The 25,859-nt window shown below is 43.9% G+C and carries 25 protein-coding genes and 1 pseudogene; 16 read left to right on the forward strand and 10 right to left on the reverse strand.

Annotation, left to right across the window (positions count from 1 at the left end; genetic code table 11):
- Positions 1 to 51: 51 nt before the first annotated feature.
- Positions 52 to 1,374 carry a nucleotide sugar dehydrogenase gene (locus CL176_RS00865; protein ID WP_118989617.1) on the reverse strand — a complete coding sequence of 441 codons (1,323 nt, stop codon included), beginning with the start codon at positions 1,372 to 1,374 and terminating at the stop codon, positions 52 to 54.
- A gap of 158 nt (positions 1,375 to 1,532) precedes the next feature.
- Between CL176_RS00865 and CL176_RS00870 the strand changes: the two genes are divergently transcribed.
- Positions 1,533 to 2,534 carry an acyltransferase family protein gene (locus CL176_RS00870; protein ID WP_118989618.1) on the forward strand — a complete coding sequence of 334 codons (1,002 nt, stop codon included), beginning with the start codon at positions 1,533 to 1,535 and terminating at the stop codon, positions 2,532 to 2,534.
- Here CL176_RS00870 and CL176_RS00875 read toward each other — a convergent pair.
- Positions 2,523 to 3,413, reverse strand: a complete 891-nt coding sequence (locus CL176_RS00875; protein ID WP_118989619.1) for a hypothetical protein — start codon at positions 3,411 to 3,413, stop codon at positions 2,523 to 2,525. The genes CL176_RS00870 and CL176_RS00875 overlap by 12 nt on opposite strands.
- A gap of 167 nt (positions 3,414 to 3,580) precedes the next feature.
- Here CL176_RS00875 and CL176_RS00880 point away from each other — a divergent pair, with 167 nt between their 5' ends.
- Together CL176_RS00880 and CL176_RS00885 are read left to right on the forward strand one after the other, a co-directional pair.
- Positions 3,581 to 4,057, forward strand: coding sequence for a peptidoglycan amidohydrolase family protein (locus CL176_RS00880; protein ID WP_118989620.1), 477 nt, complete (start codon positions 3,581 to 3,583; stop codon positions 4,055 to 4,057).
- Between the two features lie 142 nt (positions 4,058 to 4,199).
- Positions 4,200 to 5,702 carry a LysM peptidoglycan-binding domain-containing protein gene (locus CL176_RS00885; RefSeq protein WP_118989621.1) on the forward strand — a complete coding sequence of 501 codons (1,503 nt, stop codon included), beginning with the start codon at positions 4,200 to 4,202 and terminating at the stop codon, positions 5,700 to 5,702.
- 487 nt (positions 5,703 to 6,189) lie between these two features.
- On the opposite strand, the gene CL176_RS00890 is transcribed toward CL176_RS00885, so the two are convergent.
- The gene (locus tag CL176_RS00890) at positions 6,190 to 7,947 is read right to left on the reverse strand and encodes an IS1634 family transposase (protein WP_118989622.1); all 1,758 of its coding nucleotides are present in this window, start codon (positions 7,945 to 7,947) and stop codon (positions 6,190 to 6,192) included.
- A gap of 486 nt (positions 7,948 to 8,433) precedes the next feature.
- Between CL176_RS00890 and rplM the strand changes: the two genes are divergently transcribed.
- Both rplM and rpsI read left to right on the forward strand, forming a co-directional pair.
- A complete protein-coding gene (gene rplM / locus CL176_RS00895) occupies positions 8,434 to 8,880 on the forward strand; it encodes a 50S ribosomal protein L13 (RefSeq protein ID WP_118989623.1) in 447 nt (148 codons plus the stop codon).
- A 17-nt stretch (positions 8,881 to 8,897) separates the two neighbouring features.
- On the forward strand, positions 8,898 to 9,290 hold the full coding sequence (gene rpsI / locus CL176_RS00900) for a 30S ribosomal protein S9 (protein WP_118989624.1): 393 nt from the start codon (positions 8,898 to 8,900) through the stop codon (positions 9,288 to 9,290).
- 124 nt (positions 9,291 to 9,414) lie between these two features.
- Here rpsI and CL176_RS00905 read toward each other — a convergent pair whose 3' ends face one another.
- Positions 9,415 to 10,092, reverse strand: coding sequence for an IS1634 family transposase (locus tag CL176_RS00905; protein WP_118989625.1), 678 nt, complete (start codon positions 10,090 to 10,092; stop codon positions 9,415 to 9,417).
- 206 nt (positions 10,093 to 10,298) lie between these two features.
- On the opposite strand from CL176_RS00905, the gene CL176_RS00910 reads away from it, so the two are divergent.
- From CL176_RS00910 to istB, 3 genes are read left to right on the forward strand one after another with little or no spacing between them, the layout of a single operon-like run.
- Positions 10,299 to 10,742, forward strand: a complete 444-nt coding sequence (locus CL176_RS00910) for a helix-turn-helix domain-containing protein (RefSeq protein WP_118989626.1) — start codon at positions 10,299 to 10,301, stop codon at positions 10,740 to 10,742.
- Positions 10,743 to 10,763: 21 nt separating this feature from the next.
- Positions 10,764 to 11,786, forward strand: a complete 1,023-nt coding sequence (locus tag CL176_RS00915; protein ID WP_162890748.1) for a Mu transposase domain-containing protein — start codon at positions 10,764 to 10,766, stop codon at positions 11,784 to 11,786.
- Positions 11,780 to 12,541, forward strand: coding sequence for an IS21-like element helper ATPase IstB (gene istB / locus CL176_RS00920; RefSeq protein WP_118989628.1), 762 nt, complete (start codon positions 11,780 to 11,782; stop codon positions 12,539 to 12,541). The genes CL176_RS00915 and istB overlap by 7 nt, the downstream gene beginning before the upstream one ends.
- Positions 12,542 to 12,643: 102 nt before the next feature.
- Here the strand turns inward: istB and CL176_RS00925 are convergent.
- The 3 genes and pseudogenes from CL176_RS00925 to CL176_RS00935 form a co-directional block, all read right to left on the reverse strand.
- Positions 12,644 to 12,988, reverse strand: a pseudogene (locus CL176_RS00925) (helix-turn-helix domain-containing protein); the annotation flags it as partial.
- A 72-nt stretch (positions 12,989 to 13,060) separates the two neighbouring features.
- The gene (locus tag CL176_RS00930) at positions 13,061 to 13,513 is read right to left on the reverse strand and encodes a transposase (RefSeq protein WP_162890749.1); all 453 of its coding nucleotides are present in this window, start codon (positions 13,511 to 13,513) and stop codon (positions 13,061 to 13,063) included.
- A gap of 173 nt (positions 13,514 to 13,686) precedes the next feature.
- A complete protein-coding gene (locus CL176_RS00935) occupies positions 13,687 to 14,070 on the reverse strand; it encodes a hypothetical protein (protein WP_118989630.1) in 384 nt (127 codons plus the stop codon).
- A gap of 255 nt (positions 14,071 to 14,325) precedes the next feature.
- Here CL176_RS00935 and CL176_RS00940 point away from each other — a divergent pair, with 255 nt between their 5' ends.
- The 6 genes from CL176_RS00940 to CL176_RS00965 all read left to right on the forward strand — a co-directional run bounded on the left by CL176_RS00940 (position 14,326) and on the right by CL176_RS00965 (position 20,435).
- A complete protein-coding gene (locus CL176_RS00940; protein ID WP_118989631.1) occupies positions 14,326 to 15,501 on the forward strand; it encodes an ATP-grasp domain-containing protein in 1,176 nt (391 codons plus the stop codon).
- A gap of 10 nt (positions 15,502 to 15,511) precedes the next feature.
- On the forward strand, positions 15,512 to 16,264 hold the full coding sequence (locus CL176_RS00945) for an esterase family protein (protein WP_118989632.1): 753 nt from the start codon (positions 15,512 to 15,514) through the stop codon (positions 16,262 to 16,264).
- 437 nt (positions 16,265 to 16,701) lie between these two features.
- Entirely contained in the window at positions 16,702 to 17,484 is a 783-nt protein-coding gene (locus CL176_RS00950; protein WP_118989633.1) for a tyrosine-protein phosphatase, read from the forward strand.
- Between the two features lie 12 nt (positions 17,485 to 17,496).
- Positions 17,497 to 18,324, forward strand: coding sequence for an LCP family protein (locus CL176_RS00955; RefSeq protein ID WP_118989634.1), 828 nt, complete (start codon positions 17,497 to 17,499; stop codon positions 18,322 to 18,324).
- A gap of 332 nt (positions 18,325 to 18,656) precedes the next feature.
- Positions 18,657 to 19,823, forward strand: coding sequence for a nucleotide sugar dehydrogenase (locus CL176_RS00960; protein WP_118989635.1), 1,167 nt, complete (start codon positions 18,657 to 18,659; stop codon positions 19,821 to 19,823).
- A 33-nt stretch (positions 19,824 to 19,856) separates the two neighbouring features.
- Positions 19,857 to 20,435 (forward strand): YdcF family protein, encoded by a 579-nt coding sequence (locus CL176_RS00965; protein WP_118989636.1) that lies wholly within the window; start codon positions 19,857 to 19,859, stop codon positions 20,433 to 20,435.
- 354 nt (positions 20,436 to 20,789) lie between these two features.
- Here CL176_RS00965 and CL176_RS00970 read toward each other — a convergent pair whose 3' ends face one another.
- Both CL176_RS00970 and CL176_RS00975 read right to left on the reverse strand, forming a co-directional pair.
- A complete protein-coding gene (locus CL176_RS00970; RefSeq protein WP_118989637.1) occupies positions 20,790 to 21,491 on the reverse strand; it encodes a helix-turn-helix domain-containing protein in 702 nt (233 codons plus the stop codon).
- Between the two features lie 149 nt (positions 21,492 to 21,640).
- Complete coding sequence (locus tag CL176_RS00975; protein ID WP_118989638.1) at positions 21,641 to 22,189, reverse strand: cysteine hydrolase family protein; 549 nt, start codon at positions 22,187 to 22,189, stop codon at positions 21,641 to 21,643.
- A 605-nt stretch (positions 22,190 to 22,794) separates the two neighbouring features.
- Here CL176_RS00975 and CL176_RS00980 point away from each other — a divergent pair.
- A complete protein-coding gene (locus tag CL176_RS00980; RefSeq protein WP_118989639.1) occupies positions 22,795 to 23,262 on the forward strand; it encodes a cupin domain-containing protein in 468 nt (155 codons plus the stop codon).
- 125 nt (positions 23,263 to 23,387) lie between these two features.
- On the opposite strand, the gene CL176_RS00985 is transcribed toward CL176_RS00980, so the two are convergent.
- Complete coding sequence (locus CL176_RS00985) at positions 23,388 to 24,266, reverse strand: MurR/RpiR family transcriptional regulator (protein ID WP_118989640.1); 879 nt, start codon at positions 24,264 to 24,266, stop codon at positions 23,388 to 23,390.
- Between the two features lie 168 nt (positions 24,267 to 24,434).
- On the opposite strand from CL176_RS00985, the gene CL176_RS00990 reads away from it, so the two are divergent.
- On the forward strand, positions 24,435 to 25,856 hold the full coding sequence (locus tag CL176_RS00990; RefSeq protein WP_118989641.1) for a glycoside hydrolase family 1 protein: 1,422 nt from the start codon (positions 24,435 to 24,437) through the stop codon (positions 25,854 to 25,856).
- Positions 25,857 to 25,859: the final 3 nt, after the last annotated feature.

The raw sequence follows: 25,859 nt of genomic DNA on the forward strand, positions 1-25,859 counted from the left end.
TAAGTCCAAAAGAGACCCGCGACAAATCGCGGGTCTCTTTTGAAAAAAGTGTTATAAGCGCCAGAAGGTGTAGCCGGCTGCTTCATAGGTTTCTTTATCGAGAATACTTTTGACATCGATGATAATCTTCTCATCATTAGGCAAGTTCGAGTGATATAAGGCATCAATATCTTCAAAGCTCAAGTCGCGGAAGGCTTGGTGTCCAACAGCTAAGATGATGCAGTCTGCATCCTGGACGTCTTCTAAGACTGTCAGCTCAATGCCGTATTCCTGCAGGGCCTCTTCAGGTTTGGCCCAAGGGTCAACCACGCATGGATGAATGGCGTATTCTTCCAAGCGCTTGATAATATCAACAATCTTAGAATTGCGAATATCGGGCGTATGTTCTTTGAAAGTTAAGCCGAGAATGACAACTTTGGCGTCTTTAGGGGTCTTGCCAGTGGTGATAAGTTTCTTAATGGCTTTATCGGCAATGAAGGTCCCCATACCATCGTTTATTTCGCGGCCAGCGGAAATGATTTGACTGTGGTAGCCTAATTTCTCGGCCTGGTAGACGAAGTAATAGGGGTCTACCCCAATACAATGCCCACCCACGAGACCTGGTGTAAAGCCGAGGGCGTTCCATTTAGTATTCATTGCATCGATGACGTCTTGCGAATCGATTTGCATGCGGTCAAAGACGAGAGCCAATTCATTCATGAAGGCAATATTAATATCCCGCTGACTATTTTCGACGACTTTGGCCGCTTCAGCAACCTTTACGCTTGGCGCGCGGTGTACGCCAGCATCAATGACTAATTCATAAACTTGGGCGATTTCTTCCAAGTAAGCATTATCGGCAGCGGAGACGATTTTGGTAATTTTCTCTAAGGTGTTCACCCGGTCTCCTGGGTTAATTCGCTCAGGAGAGTAACCGACAATAAAATCTTCGCCATGGCTTAAGCCTGAAGCTTCTTCCAGAATAGGAATACATACGTCTTCAGTTACGCCTGGGTAGACGGTGGATTCGTATACAACAATCGATCCTGGGCGCAAGTTCGCGCCAATGGTCTTAGTAGCACTGGTAATCGGCGTCAGATCCGGTGTCTTATCCTGGTTAATCGGTGTAGGTACCGATACAATGAAGAAGCGTGCCTCTTTCAAGTCGCTTGCTTCCGCCGTAAACTGCAAGGCAGTTGCTTGAATGGCGGCGTCGCCGACTTCATTAGTTGGGTCAATACCCTGTTCGTAGAGAGCAATCTTGTCTGGATTATAGTCATAACCGATGGTCGGGACTTTCTTGGCAAAAGCAATGGCAAGGGGCATGCCAACGTAACCTAGGCCAATGACCGCTAATTTCGTCTGGCCGGCCAGCAAATCTTGATATATGTTCATAATTAACCTCGATTCATCAATCTTAAACGTGTAAATTGTGCATATAGTATAGTATACCATAGTTTGGCCTTTGTATAGTCTTAGAATGTATTGCACCACATATCAGTGGCATCCATAGCTCAAAAGGTTTAAGATACTAGGATAAAGGAGGTTAAAGCTTGAGTAAACGCAATTATTCTATTGATGCTTGTCGCTTTATTGCGGCAATTATCGTTGTTCTTATTCATGTTAGTGCCAACGTTCCTGAAGCAAGCCGCGATAAATCGCTAGTCTATCAGTTCGTTCAGCCTTTCTTTGAGGTGAGTGTGCCTTTCTTCTTCAGTGTATCGGGTTTTCTGCTAGTGAAGCGTAAACGGGCCTATATTCAACGGTATTGCTTGAATGTGCTCAGCTTATTTCTGGCAGCTTCTCTCTTCTATGTTGTCGCCGATGTAGTCTTTCTAGTTATCCAACATGGACAAACGGGAGAAGCCCTGCTGGCGCTATTTGCTGAATGGTTAAACGGCAAGGGCTGGATGAGTCTTTTCAACGGCACATGGGGGCAATTCCATCTGTGGTATTTATTTGCCTTAGTATGCGGTACTGTCCTATGGACGAAACTTAAGGAAACTAAGATGACGGACGAGTTAACCTTGGTCATAAGCCTGCTTATTTATGTTATTAGTAGTCTGATTCGCCAAGAGAGCGAGTGGCTGGCGGCCTTCTTGCGTTATGGGGGCTTTATTAAGGCACTGGCGTACTTAAGTATCGGAGCCTATGTACGCCAAAAGTCCTGGCCCAGCTTCCAAAAAGGGCGTCTGCCTTATATAGCCCTAAGTGTACTTGCGATTTATGTTTCTTTGGTAAATCGGCCACTCTTCTTTTTTGCAGATGAAATCTTGTTGCAAATCTTTATCTTTAGCCTCTTACAATGGTTAAATGCTCATCCAGGCCAGCCGACCTATTGGGCGCACTTAGGTGAGGCGAGTGACGGGATTTATGTCTTACATATTGTGTGGATTCGCTTATTGGACGCCTTATTGGCCAATTGGCAGTTGAGCCATCAGATGGTAAGCGGGTACATCATTGGCATGGCGCTCATTTGCCTGCTTGCTTCTTATGCATGTTATCCGACCTTTCAGCGCTACATTCTAAATCCACTAGCCAGTCTATTTATATAGATTAAAGCGCTCGGATATTAGATCCTCCTTTCGGGCGAAATGCTTTAAAGCTCCTTTAATATATGGACCCTCCTTGGTTGGTGGGTCTGGGATTGGCAAGGACATGAAGAAGTCGAGGTAGGTGGAGATGAAATAATGAGGGGTATTAAGGAAATCTTTCGGCAGGGGTTCCAGCCAGATTTCAAAGATTTGGTAATTGATTGCGTTCATCTCATCGAATAAGTCGATTTGGTTATCAATGAAACCGCCCGTGCTATCTTTCTGAAGGTTGAGTAGCTTCAAGTGGCGATAGTAGCACCAAGCGTAGCACAAATGGAAAGCGAACTGAAGCTGCTTATAAATAATTGGCAGGGCATGCTTGAATTGAAAGCTGAATCGACAAGTTGATTGATTTAGGGGGAAAGCGAAACTTAGGATGACTATCCGTTGACCGCTATCGATTACTTGGGTATCAATTGATTGGCATAGGGAAAGGTTTAACCAATCCGAACGTTCTGGCTGATTCTGGTGAATCTGTAGGAAGACTCCATGGCGATTGATGTGAGGCAACATGGAGAGAAATGGGCTAGTTTTCGCTTTTATTAACTGATCCCAGCCGGTATAATGATAGTCAAAGCGACCTAAGGGGCTATTGGCAGAGAGAAAAGAGTGACTGGACAGAATAGAGACATAGGTGTGTCCTGACTGAGTGATAATTAAGGACTTATTCGTTGCATGTAAAGCGCTGATGTCCATCACATAAATAACATCTTTAGTAGTGTTTTTCAGAGAGTCCCATGTGTCTGCCATTTGGATTAAATCAAGCATATGAGACTGGGGGAAGTGATGAAAAGGCGCAATTTGCCAGAGTTGCCAAAAGTTCTGCTTTGAGTGAGACATAAATAACCTCCATCTAATCAAATTGTAATATTATTCAATCGAGATATAAGATACCATAATCTTTATGAGATGATAAGTAAAACTTCCGTAAAGAGAAAGCTATATTTCCTCATATGTCAAAAAGTGATATATAATATAATCAGAATATTAGAAAGGAGACGAATCGCATGCCAAGTCGTTATCACGCTCTTGAGTGGTATATGGAACGCATCGGGCGCATTACTTATTCCCAGGAACATCGCCTAGGACCTTTCTCTTATGATGGCCCGGCTGCCCTTTACGCAGCTTTGATTGTGGGAGGCTTTCTATCGGCGGATACGCCCTTAGGCGATTTGTCAGATTTGTATTTGTATGAAGGGCAATTGCTGCAACCTATTCGCTATCATAATATCCAGAAAGGCGACGTTTTTCTCTCAGCCCAAGGTGAAGAAGTTGCGCATGCAGGCATGGTGCTCGACCGCTTTACGGTCATTCAGTGTAGCGAAGCCTTGGGCGGGATAAACCGCTCGCCTATTTATGGATACGTTGGCCCCAAACCCACCCATTGGTATCGTCTAGCCCTGCCGCACCAAGTGCGTGTCAATCAAGTATTCCGCCATTTCTTTGATGAGTCGAGCGGAGATTTGGCTAATGAGCTAAATTGATCTGCCTTTGAAAAGCTCAAGCGTTAGAAGATTGCAGTTAGATTACTTTTTGATTAAAGTGGTGGCTTTTCCTTTAATTATGGGCCTTTTGATGGTAAAATAATAAGGAGTGGAAACTACAAAGAAAAGGAGTTACGGTATTATGACGTTTAAATATCGCAAAATTGCACTATCATTGTTAACCTCCCTAACGCTACTTGGCGCAACAGGTTCAGTCTCAGCACAAACTGTCCATACCGTTCAACCAGGCGAATATCTCTTATCTATTGCGAACGCTTATGGTGTGAGCGTGGAAGAGCTGATGGCTTGGAATGGCTTGTCATCAGACTATCTTGATGTGGGGATGAATTTATATATTTATGAAGGAAGTTCGGGTGCGGGCTACAGCGATGATAGCTATTTGAGTTATGAAACACCCGCGGTCGGTGGCTACCACACGGTTCAAGCAGGGGAAACCTTGTCAACCATTGCTCAAGCATACGGTTTAAGCGTCGATCAGTTGGCGGCTTACAATAATATTGCCAGCAGTTGGATTTATGTGGGTGAACAGCTAGCTATTCCAAGTGGCTATGCTTATACCTCACCGTCTTACGATTATTCTGGCTCTTACTACACAGGCCCAGTGTCGAATTGGTCGAATTACCACAGCGTATCTTCTGGCGAGACCTTGTCTACGATTGCTCAAGCCTATGGCACAACAGTTGATGCTTTGATGGCAACGAATGGCTTATCTAGCACGTGGCTCAATGTGGGCGATGCGCTTCTTGTACCGAACGGCCCGGTGAATGTACCAAGTTATGAGCCGTCTTATACGGCTGAGGCACAGATTTCAGGCGGGACTGTGCATACGGTTCAACCTGGCGACACCTTGTATGACTTAGCTGTGGCATACGGGTCAACCGTAGCAGATATCATGTCATGGAACGGTCTATCGAGTGATTACTTAACAGTTGGCACGGACTTAATCGTCTCACCGAATGGTCCAGTTTCAACGACAGAAGAAGCAACCGTTGCGGAAACAAATAATGGCGAACGGATTCGGGTAGACTTATCGAAATTACCAGAACGTGCTCGACCAAGAACACATACCGTTGCTTTAGGGGAGAATATTTGGCGCATTGCAGATCAATATGGTATTTCAGCTGAATCCTTGAGAATTTGGAACGATTTAGACGACGATACCTTAATGGTTGGCCAAGAACTCTACGTATCTAACCCAGCCTTCGTGCCAACAATTCATACCGTCGAAGCGGGGGAAGATATTGCGGCCATCGCAAGCAAATACAATACAACCTCGAAGCTAATTGAAACATGGAACGACTTAACGTCTGCCCAAGCTGAAGCAATTGAAGCAGGCGATCAATTAATCGTATCTGACCCAGAACCAGAATTCCACGAGGTCAAACCAGGCGAAACACTCCGCCAAATTGCAGAAGAATATAATATTAGCGAGGACGATTTACGCCAATGGAACAAAATCCCTGCCCAAAGTGAAATCGTCAACGGTACCCTGATTGTGTCGAACCCAACGGGTGTCGAACGCGGAGCGGGAGAACCTAGCGAATCAGACAGTTCCGGCGCTTCATCTGAAGAAGCAGAAGCAAGCGTTGATGAAACTTCAGCTGACTCTAGCCCTCAATCATGATAGTTGTTGACAATGAGACTGAAAGCCCCGAGTAACGCAAGTTGCTTGAGGCTTCTTTTTTATTTGGGCCGAAGTGGCGAGCAGGGTAGGCTCGGGTGAACGTAGCTGACAAAGGCGTGCGAAGTCGAAAGTGTAAGCGAGAAATTTGTGGGTAGGAGCTAATTGCGTCAGTTATCTAAGCGAAAGTCAGGGCACCCCCCCTTAATAAGATAGGTTGTGGGAATAAACTATGGTCGGTTGAGGCTATGCGCCTTGCCACTCAAACAATTAGGAGCGGCCCTAATCGCTATAGCGTCTTCTTGGCATACACAGGAACGATGTAAGGCATTCAGAGGAGAAAATTTTGGATTTTTTGGAAAGAAGGGGTTGACTTTGAGGGGATGGGCAATGTACAATCTCGTCTTTGACACTTTCAAAAGCAAAAAACCGCCTATAAGCCTGATTTTACAGTCTTTTAGGCGGTTTTCTTTTTGCTGAAAAAAGCGTACTATTTGTTTATTTTACCTGAGGCAGAAAGTTTTTTTATCTTATTAAATTCTTTGTCACCAATAAATTGATAGTCTGTTCGAAAAGGAAAGATAGAATGTAACTGATCCGTTAAAGGTGTACGTTGATACGCAGGGATATATCCCTCGCCTTGTATTTCAAACCATCTCATCTCTTCTAAGCATTGTAAAATCTCAGAACAAGTATATTGATCGCCTAATAATTGGGAGACGATACGATACACAAGAAGGGCAATAAAACAGACTAAGAAGTGAGCCTCTATACGAGTTTCACGATGTAGATAAACAGGTCGTGCTTTAAATTCTGTTTTCATTATCCGGAAACTTTCTTCTATTTCCCAGCGCTGGTGATTAATTGCAACGATTTTTTCAGTATCGCCTTCTAAATTAGTGCACACGCAATAAAAGCCATCATATTTAGCTTCTTCGGCAATTTTCTTCTCATTGAGTGTATATACAGATTCATCAGCCACCTCACCATTTTGTGTAATATTGACTTGTTGAATAAAGCGGGCCGGACTGTTTGGATTACTATTTTTTGTAGGATCTTTTTGCCCCATCTTTTTAATAGCTCTGTCAATTTGTTTATTTCGGATTTCTTTTTGGTAACGATCATATTTAGGTGAATAGGTCACAATCATTTTTTGCTCAAGTGGCTGGACACCTTTCTTTTTTTCCTCTAGTGTAGGGTCTTGCTTATACCATCGTTCTTTATAGTAAATTCGTGTATCGTTTTCTAGGTCATCAATTTCGTTCAAATTATATGTTTTATTGCTGGAAAACGTCTTCCAACCAAGAGGGGATAGAGCCCAATCTTTCTCGACTTTCTTTAATTTCTTTAGAGATTGCGTGGTAATAAACGCTCTGTTTTTTATCGAATTAAAGCGACGATTATTTGTTGAGGATAGACCCGCATCTGTACAGACGACAAATTTAGATAGCTTAAAATCTTTTAGAATTCTTTTTTCCAAAGGTTGTAAGGAAGGCTGTTCATTTTCGTTGCCTCCAAATAGACTAAAAGCTAAAGGAAAGCCCGAACCATCCATAAAGAGTCCCATCTGGATAATTGGATTTGGGCGGTTTTCTTTTGACTTCCCATACTTTCGCTTCCCATCCTCTTCTTCAATTTCAAAGAAGAAATTAGTGCAATCATAATAAAGAATGTGATTGTTTCGTTCCACGTGCATAGCACTCTCTTTATAGATATGGGATTGGAGAGCTTCTGAATATGCTGCAAGATGCTCCAATGCACGATATATGTGATGCTGCTGAAAAGTAGGTGGTTCAAGATAGCTTTGAGCTTGTGCATAGGCACTACGTTTTGAGGTGGGTTCAACCATGCGATTCGTCACGAGCATGGTCAATACGTCAAATAGCGAGAACGAAAGATGTGATTTTGCCTCAATCTTTTCAAGAAAGTTATCCAGTTTAAGTAATGACAATATATTTTGAACGTACAAATAGGTAATCTCTTTGAGGGGTCGGTGCTGGTACTCGATCAGTTTACTGCGATCAAAAACTGAAATAATACGTGTCTTTCCTTCTTTTTCTTCTTTCGTTAATTTCTTGGCATAAGCTTTTGCCCATTCGAGAGGCTCTTGATCAGGATATTTCGCTTTGATTTCGTCGTAATTTCCTAAAGTTTCCACAATTTTTGTAGTTTTTTTGCCATTTTTCATGACGTCTTTGATGATGGAATAGGAAATTGAGTTTTTTGATTGACTTATTTTCACACGCATATTAACACCTCCGAGCATTATTCTTAAGCTAATTATAACATAGTACGAAATAGTACGCAATTATTTCAAGCGAAATTTGACAAAAAAATAAAGCCATGACAGGCTTTTGGAGGGTTCTTATGAAATGGAAGTGTCAAACTCCCGAGAAATTTGTGGGTAGGAGCTAATTGCGTCAGTTATCTAAGCGAAAGTCAGGGCACCCCCCCTTAATAAGATAGGTTGTGGGAATAAACTATGGTCGGTTGAGGCTATGCGCCTTGCCACTCAAACAATTAGGAGCGGCCCTAATCGCTATAGCGTCTTCTTGGCATACACAGGAACGATGTAAGGCATTCAGAGGAGAAAATTTTGGATTTTTTGGAAAGAAGGGGTTGACTTTGAGGGGATGGGCAATGTACAATAATGGACGGTATTGTTTGCCCCACTATAGAGCCCCGGAAACTCAATAGTATTGTCAAACAAAGAATGATATTGGAGGAAAACATCGTGCGTCAAACATATATGGCTAAGAAAAATGAAGTTGAACGCAACTGGGTTCTAATCGATGCGGCAGGCATTCCTTTAGGACGTTTATCAACAGTTGTTGCATCTATCCTACGTGGTAAGAACAAACCTTCTTACACACCCCATGTAGATACAGGTGACTTCGTTGTGGTAATTAATGCGGAACAAGTTGAATTAACAGGTAAGAAAGCATCTGATAAGATGTATCACCGTCATTCAGGTCATCCAGGTGGATTAAAATCTACCCCAGCTGGCGTGATGCGTGAGAAGAATCCAGAGCGTTTAGTGGAATTATCTGTCAAAGGTATGCTTCCAGATACACGCTTAGGTCGCAAGCAATTTACTAAATTGCATGTTTACCGTGGTAGCGAGCACAATCATGCAGCTCAACAACCACAAGCATTAGACATCAAAGAATTAGTATTCTAATAAGGAGGGAATAATACATGGCTAAAGTACAATACTTAGGAACAGGTCGTCGTAAAAATGCATCTGCTCGTGTTCGTTTAGTGCCTGGAACTGGTGAATTCAACATCAATGGTAAATCATTGGCTGAATACATCCCATTCCCTCACTTACACGAAGTGATTAAGCAACCTTTAAACGTTACTGAAACATTAGGTACATACGATGTATTAGTAAACGTTCAAGGTGGCGGTGTTTCTGGTCAAGCGGGTGCAATCCGTCACGGTATCGCTCGTGCACTCTTAAATGTTGATCCAGATTTCCGTCCAGCTTTAAAACGCGCTGGCTTATTAACGCGTGACCCTCGTATGGTTGAGCGTAAGAAAGCTGGTCTTAAGAAAGCTCGTAAAGCACCACAATTCTCTAAACGTTAATCGTTGGTGTATCAATATTTCAAAGCACTTTCCAAATGCGGAGAGTGCTTTTTTGTGTTTGTGGCTAATTTTCGACTAATTTATCCTAAATTCCCGACACACATAACGAGGATACTCCCACCAATTAAACTAGTGGGGCTATTTTTAATCCTCTGTATATCTCTTCTTGTTTTTCCAATATCTTACCAATGGTTAGACCAAATTCTTCATCCCAGTAACCTTTAATGCGATTTAAGTGAATCAAAATATCTTCCATCGTATATGTCTTGTTTAATTGACTCTCTTTCATTTCACGTTGAATATACGCTATTAATATGAGTGCAAGATGCTGAACAAATAGTTTTCCTTCGAGGGATCGATTGGAGGATACCTTAACACGTCTCATATTTAAGCGATCTTTGATGTCGCTAAAGGCCTTTTCCACAACATCTTTTCGACGATAGTTGTCGAGTACCTCACTACTTGATAATGAAGAGTTGGACAATAACGCAAAGTATCCCATCCGAGCTTTCTTCTCTTTGATTGCATCGTGATTAACCTTGAGACTTTGGCCTTCTCTCGTTAAATAGTTCCCAGCTTCTTTCTGTGCATCGAACGTAGCTGGGTCTTTTTCAGCAAGTATTTGCCACTCAACCAGTTGTTTGTCAAAAGACTCTCTTTCATCAGAAGCTCGGTGAGCATCGTAATATATATGTAAAGTCATTGGATAATAAGCAGTCTCTGCTGCCTTAAATTCATGGTTGAGTTGTATCGATTGGGCATAGACCCGATGAACCATATCATAGTTTTGAAATTGCTCCATCGGTTCAAGGGCTGACTCATTGCTTTCTTAACATAGGATAAGGACATCTTGGCCCCATAATAAACGTGATTTTGTTCTCACATAGTTCTTCTGTTTGTTGTAATCTAAAAAGGGACCACCTTCGGGGTAAATTGCTATTCAAAAAGGGACCACTTGCCATACCTTCCCATCTATAATAAACGTATTATAGATGGAGGTGCCAAGGAGTGATTCGTATCAATAAAGAATTCGAAGTGATTCACCGTTTTAGAAATGGGGAATCCATTAGGAAAATTAGCAGAGACATGGACATTGATAGAAAAACGGTTCGAAGAATAAGGGATCGATACCAAGCAGGTATAGATGCTTTGGATGACGCTCAAAATGAGAAAGAAATCGAAGCAGCAACCGAGCAATTAGTCTTAGAAAGAAAATATGATACTTCCAATCGGAAAAAAAGAACCTTTACACCAGAGGTGGAAGCTAGAATGAGCGAGTTACTGGAAAAAGAAAGAGAAAAGGATCGAAGGCTAGGACCTCATAAACAAGCACTAACGGCTAAGGCTGTTTATGAAATCCTAGCAGAGGAAGGGTATGCGATTAAATACCGGACAGTCGCTCATTACTGGTCAAAAATGAAAGTGAAAGCTAAAGAGGCTTTTATCAAGTAAAATTATGCATTGGGTGCACGGGTGGAGTTCGATTTTGGAGAGGTCAAATTAGAAATTGAGGGCGTGGTTAAAACCTATTATCTCGCTGTGTGGGCTAGCCCTGCTTCAGATTATTACTGGGCTTACCTCTATACCAACCAGAAAAAAGCTGTCTTTCAGGATGCGCATGTGCGATTTTTTGAAAACCTGGGTGGGGTGTATGCGGAGCTTGTCTATGACAATATGAGAAATGTGGTCACTCGTTTTATTGGGCGTAATGAAAAGGAGCTAAACCCCCAACTCATCCAATTAGCCACTTATTATGGGTTTAATATTAATGTCACCAATTGCTTCAGTGGGAATGAGAAGGGAACAGTAGAGAGTCGTGTAAAGCATGTCAGACAAAACTGTTTCACCAAAAAATATCAATTTCAATCTTTAGATGAAGCTCGCCAGCATTTGGAAGAGTCCTTACGGACTTTGAATCAAGAGAGTCGTTTGGAAGAAGAAAAAGGCCACCTTCTTAAATACCGTCCTCCCTTTGAACTGGCAGAACTTTGTCAGCTCAGCGTCACAAAGTATGCCACGATTCATTATCAGAAGAATCAGTATTCTGTCCCTGACTACTTGGTAGGGAAGCGAGTTCAGATCAAGGCTTATGCCGATTATCTCGTGGTTTATGCCAATGAACAAGAAGTGGCCAGGCATAATAAAATAGAGGGTTCCCATGGGTTTCAGCTTGATATCAGTCACTATATCAAAACCCTCAAGAAGAAACCTGGTGCTCTGGAACACTCGCTGGTTCTTCAACAAACCCCCGGCTTGGAAACACTCTATCATAAATATTATAGCGGACACCCTAAAGAATTCATAGAACAACTTGAGAAATACCATAGCCTCAGTGGAGAGGCTTTGTGCCAGCAATTGGCCTATGATCAGTTGGTGCAACGTGTCACAACGGAAAATGAGGGTGTTCCTAAAAATCAGGAGGCGATTCTTCATCAGACAGAAGCAACGCTCCATCAATTAAATGCTCTCTATGGTTTGGAGGAAAGCTTATGTTAACAATCGCAGAAGCCGCTAATGAACTAAAACTTCCCTATCTGAAGGAAAATTACCAACACCTGCTCCTGGAATATACGAGTCGCGGACTGGATTTGGAAGAAGCCCTCACAGAGATATTGACAGAGGAGGTGGAACAACGTCGAAATCGAAGCTATCAAAGAAGGATTCGACAGGCCAAGTTTAGCCAAAAGAAGTACCTGATGGACTTTGACGAGAAAGTGTTTAAGGAAGGTGTTCGCCAACAACTACGCGAATTAAAGACCCTGAATTTTATTCAAGAGAAACAGAACGTCATTCTTATTGGCAACCCTGGAACAGGGAAGACGCATTTTAGCATTGGTCTTGGCATGGAGGCCTGTCTGCAGAATTATCATGTACAGTTCGTAAATGCCCCAAATCTTGTTATTGAATTAAGAGAGGCCGTCACGCAAAGTCAATTTTATCGCTTCAAACAGCGATTAAATAAGGTCGATCTCTTGATTGTCGATGAATTAGGTTATTTATCCTTTGATGAAGCCGGGGCTGAGCTTCTGTTTAATCTTCTTTCTAATCGGATGGGAAAGGGCTCTACAATGATTACGACGAACCTTACCTTTGATCGCTGGCAGGAATGCTTTAAAGACCCGACCTTAACGGGAGCCCTGGTGGATCGTTTAGCCTTTAAGGCGCATGTTGTGGACATGCGAGGGGAGAGTTATCGGATGAAGCAGACCAGTGCCTGGAAGGAGGCGCAAGCCAGCCAAAAGGAGGTATGAAACGCTGAGACACTTTCTTCTTAACTAACTTTTCAAAAATTAGCCTAAGCCGTTACATTGACCCAAAAGGTGGTCCCTTTTTCACTTGACATATACAGGAGGTTTTAAGTCCATTTTCCGTATTTGACGACACATAGAATCATAGCTTCTAGTATAGCCCTTATCCCTACATTTACGATAGACGTGGGCTAATCCTCGATGCCTATGGTATCGATAGTTATGCTTGATTAACTCTAATTCAATCTGTGTGTGCTGATTAGGATGAGATTTAGGGCGAGTTGACTTCTTTCGAAGGGATTCAATCGTCCCATCGTATCGCTTCCGCCATCTTTGAACATATTGACGGGATGTGTGATACTTTCTCGCTGCAAGAGCATTATTATTCACTTTTATAGCATACTTAACAATTCGTTCGCGATGTTTCATTCCTTCTGTTATAATAGACATATGAGAGATCCTCCTTGGATGATTTTTGATTGCACATCTATCATACCAAAGGGGTCTCTTTTTTTGTTTGTTTTATGTCACAAATGTATTATCTCCTAACATTGGATAATAAGCAGTCTCTGCTGCCTTAAATTCATGGTTGAGTTGTATCGATTGGGCATAGCCACGATGAACCACATCATAGTTTTGAAATTGCTCCATCAGTTCAAGGAGCTGACTCATTGCTTTCTTAACATAGGATAAGGACATCTTGGTCCCCATAATAAACGTGATTTTGTTCTCACATAGTTCTTCAATAGATTTTCGACGATAAAACCCTCGGTCCATTACTAGCTGAATAGACTCCAGGTCAAAACCATCGAATACACTTAATAACCAGGGAAGTGTCTTCACATCTGGCGTGTTTCTAGATAATGGCCGATACATGATGGGTAAACCCATCTTCTCACCGTAGACATACGCTAAATTGAGTTGTGGTAATTGCTCATGCTCTTTATAATAGCCATGTTGTACGTATTCAAGCATCTTGGGATAACTAGATATCGTTGTGGTGTCATAGCCCAATATTCTGCTTCATCGAATCGCTTCAATTGTGCACGGAAGAAGCGTTGTTTATGTTCTTCGACGACTTGACTGAACAGTTCCGAAATTCCTTGCGATGTTAGAGGTTTCTCTTCAATCACATAGTGGTCTTGAGCCTAGCTTTCATAATGTCTCATGGAACTATTTGCCGCCAAAACCAAATAATAAGCTAAATTTAAATAGGCTTGGTAGTGTTCTGGGAAGATTGCTTTTAAGTCGTTAAGTACACCCGTTTTACGGGCTATTTTCTGTAATAAATAAGTCGCGCCATAATGTTTGCGTGAAATGGATTGAATTCGTTCTTGATGAGCTTGTTTAAGACGTTCTTTCGCTTTGCGATTTCGTCCATCGGTAGGAACAACCTCACCTGTTTCGGGGTCTCGCTTACCAATTAATTTCCGCTTAGAGCGGGATCGTTGTTTCTCGGAATCCCACCAAGATATTGATTCATAAACATATGTAATTCCAGAGCGTTTGTCATATTGATTTATGATAGCCATTATACTCACCTCGTTATGAACGATAACGCGTAACGAGGTATAATGCATTAAAAACCTCAACAAAAGCTGTCATTCTCGCTTTTGTTGAGGTTTCATCGTTATGTGTGTCGGGAATTTAGGATTTATATAACAGTTCACCTTCTTTTGCATCCATCAAAAAATATTTATCTTAAAATAATTAAAAAGAAATGAGAATAATTGGAATTCTGTGGTATACTGTGTTTAAGTAATTTTTTAAACGTAAGGAGTGAGGAAATGGGTGAACCATTAAACTACATTATGATATCGCCGCATTTCCCAAGTAACTTCGAGCCGTTCACGGTGCGTCTTGCAGAGAATGGCTTTCGAGTGCTTGGAATTGCGGATGCCCCCTATGATGAATTAACGGAGCCATTAAAACATGCGATGACAGAGTACTACCGTGTGGATGACATGGAAGATTATGAACAAGTCTATCGTGCGGTAGCTTACTTTGCTTTTAAATACGGTAAGATTGACTTCCTTGAGTCGCATAATGAGCACTGGTTAGTTCAGGATGCGCAATTACGTGAAGACTTTAATATTCCTGGAATGAAGCCGGCGGATATGGACCAGATTAAGTACAAATCGAAGATGAAAGAAGTCTTCCGCAAGGCCAAGTTGCCGGTAGCTAAAGGACGTGTCTTTACAGATATGAAGGACGCGAAGAAATTAGTCAAGCAACTCGGCTATCCGGTTATTGTTAAGCCGGATTCAGGGGTTGGAGCCAGTGACACCTGGAAGATTAAGACTCCTAAAGAGCTGGAGGCATTCTTCGAGCAGAAGAAAGAGGACGTCAGCTATATTATGGAGGAGTATATCTCCGGTAATGTGGTAACTTATGACGGCTTGGTTGACCGCGATGGGAATGTAGTGTTCGATTCGTCAATTACCCATGACCGCCCGGTCTTGGACACCTTAGACGGGAATGATATGTACTTCTTCATTGAACGCGAGGTGCCGGCTGATATTCGCGAAGTGGGTCTGAAAGCTGTGAAGGCTTTTGGCTTCAAGGAACGCTTCTTCCATTTCGAATTATTCCGTCTTAAGGATAATACGCTGATGATGTTGGAATTGAACTGCCGTCCACCAGGTGGCTATACGGTTGACCTTTGGAATTATGCGAATTCGTTTGACATCTTTGATCTCTATGCTAGAATGCTTCAAACCAATGAATTCCAAGCCCCTTTGAACCGTCCGTATTATGCGGCGTATGTCTCACGCCATAATCATTTAAATTATGCTCACAGCAAAGAAGATATTTATGCAACCTATCCTGACTATGTAATTAGCGATGTATGGCAACCAAGTATCTTTGCCCACGTGATGGGAGACATCGGGTTTATTGTTCGCAGTGAGAAAGAAGATAAGCTCCTTGAAGTGATGAACTTCATTCGGGCGAAACGTAACTAGGAGGTAATGTATGCATTTCGAAAGCAGAAGTCACTATAGTGGTCATTTAGGACGGGAGATGTACTTCAACAAATACGGTCACGCGGGTATTCCGGTAATTGTCTTCCCATCTTCCGGTGGAAGTAAAGATGAGTTTGCGGATTTTGATATGATTCGTTCGGTTGAGTCTTATATCAATGAAGGTCGTGTGCAATTCTATACACCGAGCTCGGTGGATTCTGAGTCTTGGCTAGCTGAGCATAAGAGTGCTCATGACCAAGCCTTAGCACATAACCAATACGATAAATACATCATTCATGAATTCTTACCACTCATCCGCCATGAATCAAACTGGCAAGGTAAAATTATGGTCACAGGTGCCAGCATGGGTGCTTATCACTCCATCAACTTCGGCTTGCGCCACCCGGATGTTTTCGGCGTTGTCCTTGCGATGAGTGGGGTGTATGATGCGCGCTTCTTCACAGGAGATTACGGTAGTGACATTGCTGTTTATGAGAACTCACCGATTGACTATCTGTGGAATATGCAAGATGAATGGTTCTTAGACCAATACCGTCAGAATCACTATATCGTCTCTGTCGGCCAAGGCGACTGGGAAGGACCGCACATTGCGGATACACGTCGTTTAGAAGACGCTTTCCGAGCCAAAGGCATTCCAGGATGGTTCGACTACTGGGGCCACGACGTACCCCACGATTGGCCAGCTTGGCGTGACCAAATTGCTTACTTCTTCGGTAAGTTAGCTGAGCAAGGGATTCTTTAAGATAAATATAGCGAGAAACACTTTGACTAATCCGGTCAAGGCGTTTCTTTGTCTTGGGTGGATGAGGCAGCTGATCTATATAGGTTAAGGCTAGGAAACATCTTGTAGGATGATGGCAAAGGCCCATAAGAAATTACGTCTCGTCTCAAAGCTTAACGGATGAGTGTTTATTTAATGCACTTGCAAAACCTCTTGCCCAGCTCAAAAGCAGTTAGCAAGGCTTCTATCAGGGACAGTTGCAGGGCAGTATCAAGGACAATCATCGCTTTTATTCAATTTTCGCTGAAAGTTCATCACTTATTGGGATGAATGTGTGATTTTTCTAAGTCCTTTACTTTAAGTAATGTTCATAAGGGCGAATTTCTGGTATAATGGGGCAAGTTTAATCGGTAAAAGCTCAAAGACTGGATGAAGAGTCCATTAGAATGGAGTGAGGTATGATTATTGATCTACATAGTCATCTGCTCCCGGGAGTAGATGATGGGGCGCAGAATGAGGCAGATACATTAGCTTTAGCCCGTGAGGCTGTCCAGGAAGGTGTGGAGCACTCGGTGATTACCCCGCATCATTTGAACGGCCAATATGTTAACCCAGCTGCTAGCGTCGTCGAGAAAACAGAGCAGCTTCAAGCTTTATATGACGCGCATGGCATAGCGTTGAAGGTGTATCCTGGCCAGGAAATACGCTTAACCGAGGCCTTTCTGGATGAGTTATATTCAGGGAACTTGCTGTCTTTGGATGGTGGCGGCTTGTACTATTTAGTGGAGATGCCAACGTTGACGGTGCCAGACTTTGCCTATGAGACCTTGAGTGTGTTAGTAGAGCAGGGGAGTATTCCGATTATTGCCCACCCTGAGCGCAACAAAGTATTTATGAGCGACTTAAATTACTATCAGGAATTTATTGAATTAGGCTGTCTTGGACAGTTGACGACGTCATCTTATATTGGCAATTTCGGTGAAGAGTTTCGGGCTGTATCAAAGCAGATGATTGAGCGGAATTTAGTTCACATCTTCTCGTCCGATGCCCATAGTGTTGAATGGCGTTCTTTCCATTTCCAAGCCGCCTATCGATTGATGGAAGAAGAATACGGGAGCGAACAGGTTGATATATATAAACAGCGATCCCGGGCAATTATTAACGGCCAAACCTTTGCCAAGCCGGAGGTTATAGCTGCCCCTCGGCGCAAAAAATGGAGCTTTAACTTTTTTAGGAAATAGGAGGATGTAGAGATGAAGCGATTTATAGTAATGGTCTTGATGGTGCTGTGCTGTCTTGGCTTTGTCATGCCACAGGTGTCAGCGGAAGAGTCCGTGAATGGGGACACAATGTCTGTACTATTATTGGGGACGGATACGGGCGCTGAAGGACGGACGGATCATGGGCGTTCGGACGTTATTATGGTAGCGACCGTGAACCCAGGGACGGGTCGGGTAACGTTGACTAGCATTCCCCGGGATACTTATGTGGATATTCCAGGGTACGGCATGGATAAAATCAACCACGCATATGCATTTGGTGGGGCAGAGTTGACGATGGAGGCCGTGAATCAATTATTAGATATTCAACTGGATCATTACATTGTCGTGAACATGGCGGGCATTCAAGAAATTGTGGATACCATTGGCGGCATTGAAGTTACCCCACCTGTATCTTTCTCGATCGGTGGCTATGACTTTACCGAAGGACAAACAACAACCTTAGACGGGAACATGGCCTTGCAATATGCGCGTGAACGCTATACATCTGGTGGCGACTACGCTCGTCAAGAACGCCAACGCGATATTCTAGTTGCCATATATGAGGAAGTGACAAGCATGGGCGTGGCAGACGTCTTGCGCCTAGGTCGTGTCGGCATGGCTCTCAACGACAACCTCGAGATGAGTGTCTCGTTAACGGACTTTATCGATATTGCGACAAGTATCGGTGGCTCCATTAAAACAGTAGAAACCTATCAACTTTACGGTACCGGCGAAATGATCGATGGCGTGTACTATGATATTCCTGACGAAGCATCGCTGGCAGAAGTCACCAACACCATTCACCAAGAACTCAACTAAATAATCCCTAAACCAAACGCATCGAAGTGATTTACACCCAATTACTTCGATGCGTTTATTTCTAGTTTGATAAGTTTAGCTCTAGTCCAGGGGAAGCTACTGGAAGCGTGGATGAGCTGGAATTAGCAATACGAATTAACTGAGGCCAGGCAAGGTATCTTTGAGACTGCTAGCTAAAGGAGGCCGATTGGCGAATCCAAGGGGGGTTCGCGGTGAAACGCTTGTGTTGGGTCAAAGACTTGGCCGAATCTGTCACATGACTTACCAACCCCCTTTATAACTGAATTGTGCTATAATACAGAGCATAGAAAAGAAATGTAGGAGGTAGCCACATGAAGATTACCATTGCCGGTACTGGCTATGTCGGTTTATCCAATGCCGTTCTGCTTGCGCAGAATAATCCTGTCATTGCAATGGATTTAATGCAAGCGAAAGTGGATTTAATTAATCAAGGAATTTCACCTATCCAAGATGAGGAAATTTCAACTTACTTACGGGAACACGAACTGAATTTACAAGCAACGACCGATCCAGGTGTGGCTTATGATGAGACTGACTTGGTCATTATCTCTACACCAACGAACTATGACGAGGAGACGAATTACTTCGACACATCCTCAATTGAGGCCGTCCTGGATGAGGTCTTCCAGCGCAACGACCACGCAAATATTGTAATTAAGTCAACGGTGCCGGTCGGATATACAGAAAGTATCCGCGAGCGCTATCAAACTGATCGCATTATCTTCTCGCCGGAGTTTCTTCGGGAAGGGCGTGCCTTGCAGGACAATTTATACCCGTCGCGCATCATTGTAGGCGACCGTGGTGAGCGGGGGCAGCTTATTGCTGATTTATTAGCGGAAGGTGCACTTAAAGCAGACATTCCGATTCTGCTAGTTGATTCTACGGAAGCTGAAGCGATTAAGCTTTTTGCTAATACGTATTTGGCCTTGCGTGTGTCTTACTTTAATGAACTGGATACTTATGCGGAATCGAAGGGCTTGAATACCCAGCAAATTATTGATGGGGTGAGTTTGGATCCGCGGATTGGTGACTATTATAATAATCCTTCCTTTGGCTACGGGGGTTATTGTTTGCCGAAGGATACGAAGCAGTTGTTGGCGAATTATGAAGACGTGCCGAATAATCTCATTCGCGCCATTGTCGAATCGAATGCTACCCGCAAGGAATTTATAGCCCAACAAGTCCTTAGCCAAAAGCCGCAAACCGTTGGTGTCTATCGTCTGACAATGAAGATGGGGTCAGACAACTTCCGCCAGGCTGCAATTGGAGACATTATGAAGCTGTTGCGGGCAGAAGGCTTGGATGTGATTATTTATGAACCACGCCTGGATGAAGATAGCTTTGAAGGCTACCGGGTGGAACATGACTTTGAGCGCTTTAAGGCGATGAGTGACGTTATTCTGGCCAACCGGGCTACGGAAGAATTGCGCGATGTACAGGCGAAAGTCTATACCCGCGACGTTTATAATGAGAATTAGTTATAGGTGAAGGCCTGGAAAGAGAGGGTTGGGATGAAGAAACTGTTCAAGCTCATCGCGCTTGTGGCTGTAGCCATTGGTTTGCATGCGAGTTGGATTTATCAGCATTTAGATGTCGGTGAGCTGCCGGTTGTGGCCGATGTTATCATTGTCCCTGAAGGCGGCCCTGAACGTGCGCCCACAGCTGGTGCCCTCTATAAGCAAGGTTATTCGAGGAGTGGGCAGGTCATCGTCTCCCCGTTGGCCGGGCCTGGCTTTGACTTTACGTGGTACTATGAACTTGCCGGCGTCCCTAATTCGGCCATCATCCAAGAGAATCAAGCAACCAGCACCTGGACCAATGCTCTTTACACCTTGGACTTAATGGCGACCTATGGCTATGACTCCGCCCTAATTGTCACGAGCGACTACCATAGTCGCCGTACCCGCATGATTTACGAACGCGTCAATCATAATTATGGCTTTGACTTAACTTACGTCTCTGCTTACCCGGTAGTCGACGACGAAATCCAGCCCTACCAGGAGAACACCAGTAACCGCGCCCTGGCCCAAGAGGAAATCTACAAATATTACGGCTACCTCTTCGGCTTATATCACTGGCTTGATTTATAAATATCAACAGCGCCTTGAGAGACATATTGTGTGATGTCTGTCTAAGGCGCTGTTAGTTTTTCAAGAACTCTGGGAAGTCTAAGGCATGTGTCCCTTGTGAAATTTGATAGTCAGCAGGGAAGTGTCATTCTTTAGCACAAGAGCTCTGCTTGCTTTCGGCGAAGTCAGGTAGAAGCAGTGCCACTGACCAATAAGGGCACGATTGAAATATCACGTCCATAGCAAGTGTAAAGCAGATAGCCAGCCTAGACTTTCCTGGGAGTGTTTCAAGCTGGAAGGTAATATTAGAGCTTTACAGAGGGCACCGCTTCTTGTCACCTTTCAATGTAAATAAGCCACAGGGCGGGCTGTGGCTTACGGCTTGCTTTTGCGATTGGCGATAAAGCGGTCCATGGTCGGGACGATACGCTCGATTAGGTTAGGGGTAATGGTGTCGAGTTCCGCGAGTCCAGTTGCTTTCTGTAAGAGTTGGTGATATTCGGTGAGGTCGCGCTGGATCGCTTGGTGGACGCGCTTGCCTTTGGGTGTGAGTTGGTAGTAGTAGCCTTTGGAGTGGGTGTTAAAGCCGCGGTTATAGCGATGGATGTAAGTTTCTTCTTGCAAGCTTTCTACAGCTTTGCGCACGATTGCATAGGTCAAGCCCAGCTCATCGGAAATTCGGGTGAGCGTAATTTGCCCTTCCGGATGGGCTTGGACATAGTTAAGAATCAGATATTGCTTATACGTCAATGCGGGATGCAAGGCTTTCAAGTAATTATCCAAAGCCTTAGCATAATTGGCACTGACTTGCCTAGCAATGTCAAAAAGGGAGGCCTCTTGCGACTTGGTGCGGGCAGCTGTTTCTTGAATGTGAACATTTGCAGGTGTATCTTCAGGAAAGGTGACGTCAATCCCCAGGATGATTTCCATTCGGTCCAAGGTATCTTGGGTCGGATTGCTAATATGCCTTAAAGCATCGCGCACCGTATTATAAGCCAGACCTGATCTAAGCGATAAGTCTTCCAATGACATTCCGATAGCTTGTCTCTGCTGTTCAATTCGATCAATGCGATCCATCTACGCACACCCCCTCACATTTAAAACTCATTGTAAGGAAGCGACAGAGTGGTCACCACGCAGTATAATGGGTATTACTTGTTAATTAGCAAAACATCAGTTAGATTAAATATAAAAAAGCATCCGAAGATGCTTTAAGAATCCTGCAATTAAATAACGTCGCCCCCAAGGGAGCTCTTAATATGGTTCAAGGCAAAGGTATGGCCATCTGGATTAAAAGAAGCTACCGTATCTTCGTACACCACTATTTGATAGCCTAAATTATAAGCATCCATCGCTGTATGTAAGACACAAATGTCGGTTGCCACACCGAGAATGACTACCGTGTCAACCTTGCGCTCGCGTAGGCGAATGTCCAAATCGGTTCCGGCAAAGGCCGAGTAGCGCGTCTTTTGAATGTAGTGAACGTGGTCACTGTCTTTAATTTCATCGTAATAGATCTGCATCTCGCCGTACAGTTCATGTCCCCAAGTGCCTGCAATATTGTGGGGTGGATACAACTTCGTTTCGGGGTGATAAGGGTCGCCTGCAATGTGTGTATCCATTGTGATAAAGATGTCCTCACCTTGCTCATAGAACTCCTTTGTCAAGCGCATAACGTTCGGTAGAATCTCCTGGGCAGGCTGGCCGGCTGTTAGAACTCCGTCATCCGCAACGAAATCATTGGAATAGTCAACATGAATCAACGCTCTTTTCATGACATTGTCTCCTCTTTTTGCAACATATTATACCATAAAGCTTGCGACAGTGCGAATTTGCATGCATATAATTTTCACTATGATATGTTCAGTATATCATTATGGTTTTCTAAATGAAAATCATTTGCTATAATGAACGTAGATAATATGTCGATGGCTAGAGGATAGCGCGAGGTGAAAGATATGAACAATCGAGATCAAAAGTGGATACGCACTGCCAGTACACAGTTTAGTGTGATTTCCTGCCCATCGCAATTATCCCCCTTTAGGCGATTCTGTTTAGGCAGAATGACAAGCCAGTGAATAAACGCGTAACGAACCATCGTTAGGTGTTCTTTTAGGGTTCTCTCAAGTGTCCCGATGATCTCGCTAGAGGAGGGTGAGTGGATTGATTTTGACCGAAAACTTATTCATAAAGAAAGGTTAAGGTGATCCATATGCGTAACATCGCAGTATCTCGCTACTAGAGCGTTATCTAGAGAACATATTTGAACAATTATGGTCGTATCTCTGGCATAGCTGGTGGACTCGGATGAGCCCGCCGGCTTTTCGCTTTTGGTGAATTTAAGCTAAATACTAATAAGGATGAATAAAGGAGTGGCATAATGAACCAAGATATTCAACAATGGGTCGCAGGACTCGGCTTGGAGCCTCACGTTGAAGGGGGCTACTATAAGCAATTATACAAAGCTGTGACTGGGGAGGGCCAAGCCCAATATACGAGTATTCTCTTCCTTTTATTAGAAGACAATCCTTCGCACTTCCACCGCCTCAGTGTAGACGAAGTTTGGTATTATCATGCAGGCCAAGCTGTTACCGTCCATGAAATTACCCCGGACGGCCAATATTTACAGACACACCTCGGGCCAGATATTCAAGCAGGCCAAGTCCTACAACATTGCGTTCCTAAAGGTCACATCTTTGGCTCCACTGTTGAAACAGGTTACGGCCTTGTTGGCTGCATGTGTTCACCTGGTTTTGAATACGAAGACTTCAAACTCTTCCAGCGGGCAGACCTACTTGCAGCCTACCCCGAACACAAAGATATTATTACCCGCCTCACTCGAGGTTAAGGCACAAGAAACGCATCATCGCATTTTTCAGACTTGTGATGATGCTTTTTTAAGGACCTTTTTTGTGGGGAGATGTCCATAAAGGCTATGCTTCCGCTTTGAATCAGACAATTGTACATAGCGCCTTATTCATCTTCTTGAATGAGCCGGACAGTGGAGACGCGTTGGTCAAAGCGGCGGCCAGTTCTTTGAATGTGGGCCAAGTTCGTTTCGTATCGGACGGTGAAGGCTAAGGCATACAGCACATTCAATAAATAGATAATTGAAGTGGAGGATGTGAAGTTCGCAATCTTGGAATACAATTTCTCCCGTGTAGTAATTTTCAAGGAGCAGTCTGCTCGGGTGGAGATGCTGTTGGCGCCGATGCTTGTTAGGCTAATGGTCTTTGCCCCGTTCTGCTTCAAGATGTCTAGGCACTCGACGAAATGCAGATTCTCGCCAGAGTAGGAAATGATGATTGCGCAGGTATCCGGGTTGCTATGGTAGGCTTCATAGTAGCTGTAGTCGTAAATATCGGTTAGAATAATCTTGAAGCCAATGCGTCGCATGCGCGAGACGAACTCACGGGCGACCATGCCGTTGGAATGGCCGGCAAAGACGATAATCTCTTGTGCTTCGGTTAGGAAATGCTGGGCCTGGGCTAAGTCGCTTGGTTCTAATAAGGACAAGGTATCTTGGATGGTATTCTGCTCTAAGCTAGCAATTTTGCTGGCGATGCGGAGCGGGGAATCTGTTGCAGTAAAGGGCTGGTTGGCGTCTACGGCAGTAAAGTGGCTATTTAAATAAAGCCACTCTTCACGCAAGGCTTCCTTCAGATCGCTCCAGCCGACGTAACCTAATTTCTTAGCGATGCGAACCAAGCTCGTTGGGTTCGTATGGGTCAGCTGGGCCAAGGCGCTGGCAGAGAGTTGATGAATATCCTCTGTATGTTCCAGAATGTAGTCGACTAAGAGCTGTTCACCTGGCGGAAAGGTCTCGGCCTGTAATTGTTCAATAAGTAACATCTTATCCCTCCTCACACAAATAGTATACCCGATTGTGTCGCCCTCACACAATACACCTCCGCCAGAAAGTCTTTCTTGTGTCGTCGGCTACAATCGCCAGGCTAGTGCTAGAAAGAATGTAATTTTTTGATAAACTAGAGTAAGTAAAAGATAGAGAGGATTGAGAAGATGATTGTGTTTCCGGAGAATTTCTTGTGGGGCGGGGCGACGGCGGCTAATCAGTATGAAGGGGCGTACAATGAGGACGGCAAGGGTCTCTCGGTACAAGATGTGATGCCCAATGGTATTATGACACCTCGGACGGAGGAGCCGACGGAAGATAACTTGAAGCTGAAAGGGATTGATTTCTACCATCGTTATAAAGACGACGTGAAGTTATTTGCGGAGATGGGCTTTAAGGTTTATCGGACTTCAATTGCATGGAGCCGGATTTTCCCGAAAGGGGATGAGACGGAGCCGAATGAGGCGGGCTTGCAGTTCTACGATGACTTATTCGATGAGCTCTTGAAATATGGTATCGAACCGCTGGTTACTTTGTCACATTATGAGACGCCTTTGCATTTGGCGGAGGCGTATGATGGTTGGACGAATCATCAATTGATTGAGTTTTATGGTCGGTATTCTCGCACTGTATTCGAGCGTTATAAGGATAAGGTGAAGTATTGGTTAACCTTCAATGAAATTAATTCCATCTTCAATGCGCCGCTGATGAGTGGAGGTATTAACACACCGAAGGAGGAATTGAGCCAGCAAGATTTGTGGCAGGCGGTGCATCATGAACTTGTTGCCTCAGCCCTGGCTACCAAGATAGGCAAGGAAATTAATCCAGATTTCCAAATTGGCTGTATGGTTCTTGCTATGCCAGCATATCCGATGACGCCGAATCCAAAGGACGTACTAGCAGCTAGACATTTCGAGAACGAGAACTACCTCTTCTCGGATATTCATGTGCGCGGGGAATACCCAGGTTATGCTAAGCGTTATATGCGTGAGCATGGGATTGAGTTGGCTATTGCAGACGGGGAACTGGAGTTGATGAAGGAGCATACGGTAGACTTTATTTCCTTTAGCTACTATATGAGTACGACCCAAGCGCATAATCCAGAGGGTTATTCAAGCGGTGAAGGGAATATTATGGGCGGCTTAATCAATCCGCATCTGGACGCTTCCGAATGGGGCTGGCAAATTGACCCGATTGGCTTGCGTATCGTCCTCAATGACTTCTGGAATCGATACCAGAAACCACTCTTCATTGTGGAGAATGGTTTGGGTGCCAAAGACGAACTTGTCGAAGACGAGAACGGTAACCTTACCGTTATGGATCAGTACCGTATTGACTATATGAATGACCACTTATACCAAGTAGGGGAAGCGATTGCTGATGGGGTCGAGTTAATGGGATACACCTCATGGGGTTGTATCGATCTGGTGAGTGCTTCAACGGCCCAAATGTCTAAACGTTACGGCTTCATTTATGTGGACCGCAATGACGATGGCAGTGGCTCCCTGGAACGCTACAAGAAGCAATCCTTCGGTTGGTATAAAGACGTTATCGCAACAAACGGTGCCAGCTTAAAAGCACCCAAGTAAAGG

It is taken from the genome of Suicoccus acidiformans, assembly GCF_003546865.1.
Lineage (GTDB): Bacteria > Bacillota > Bacilli > Lactobacillales > Aerococcaceae > Suicoccus > Suicoccus acidiformans.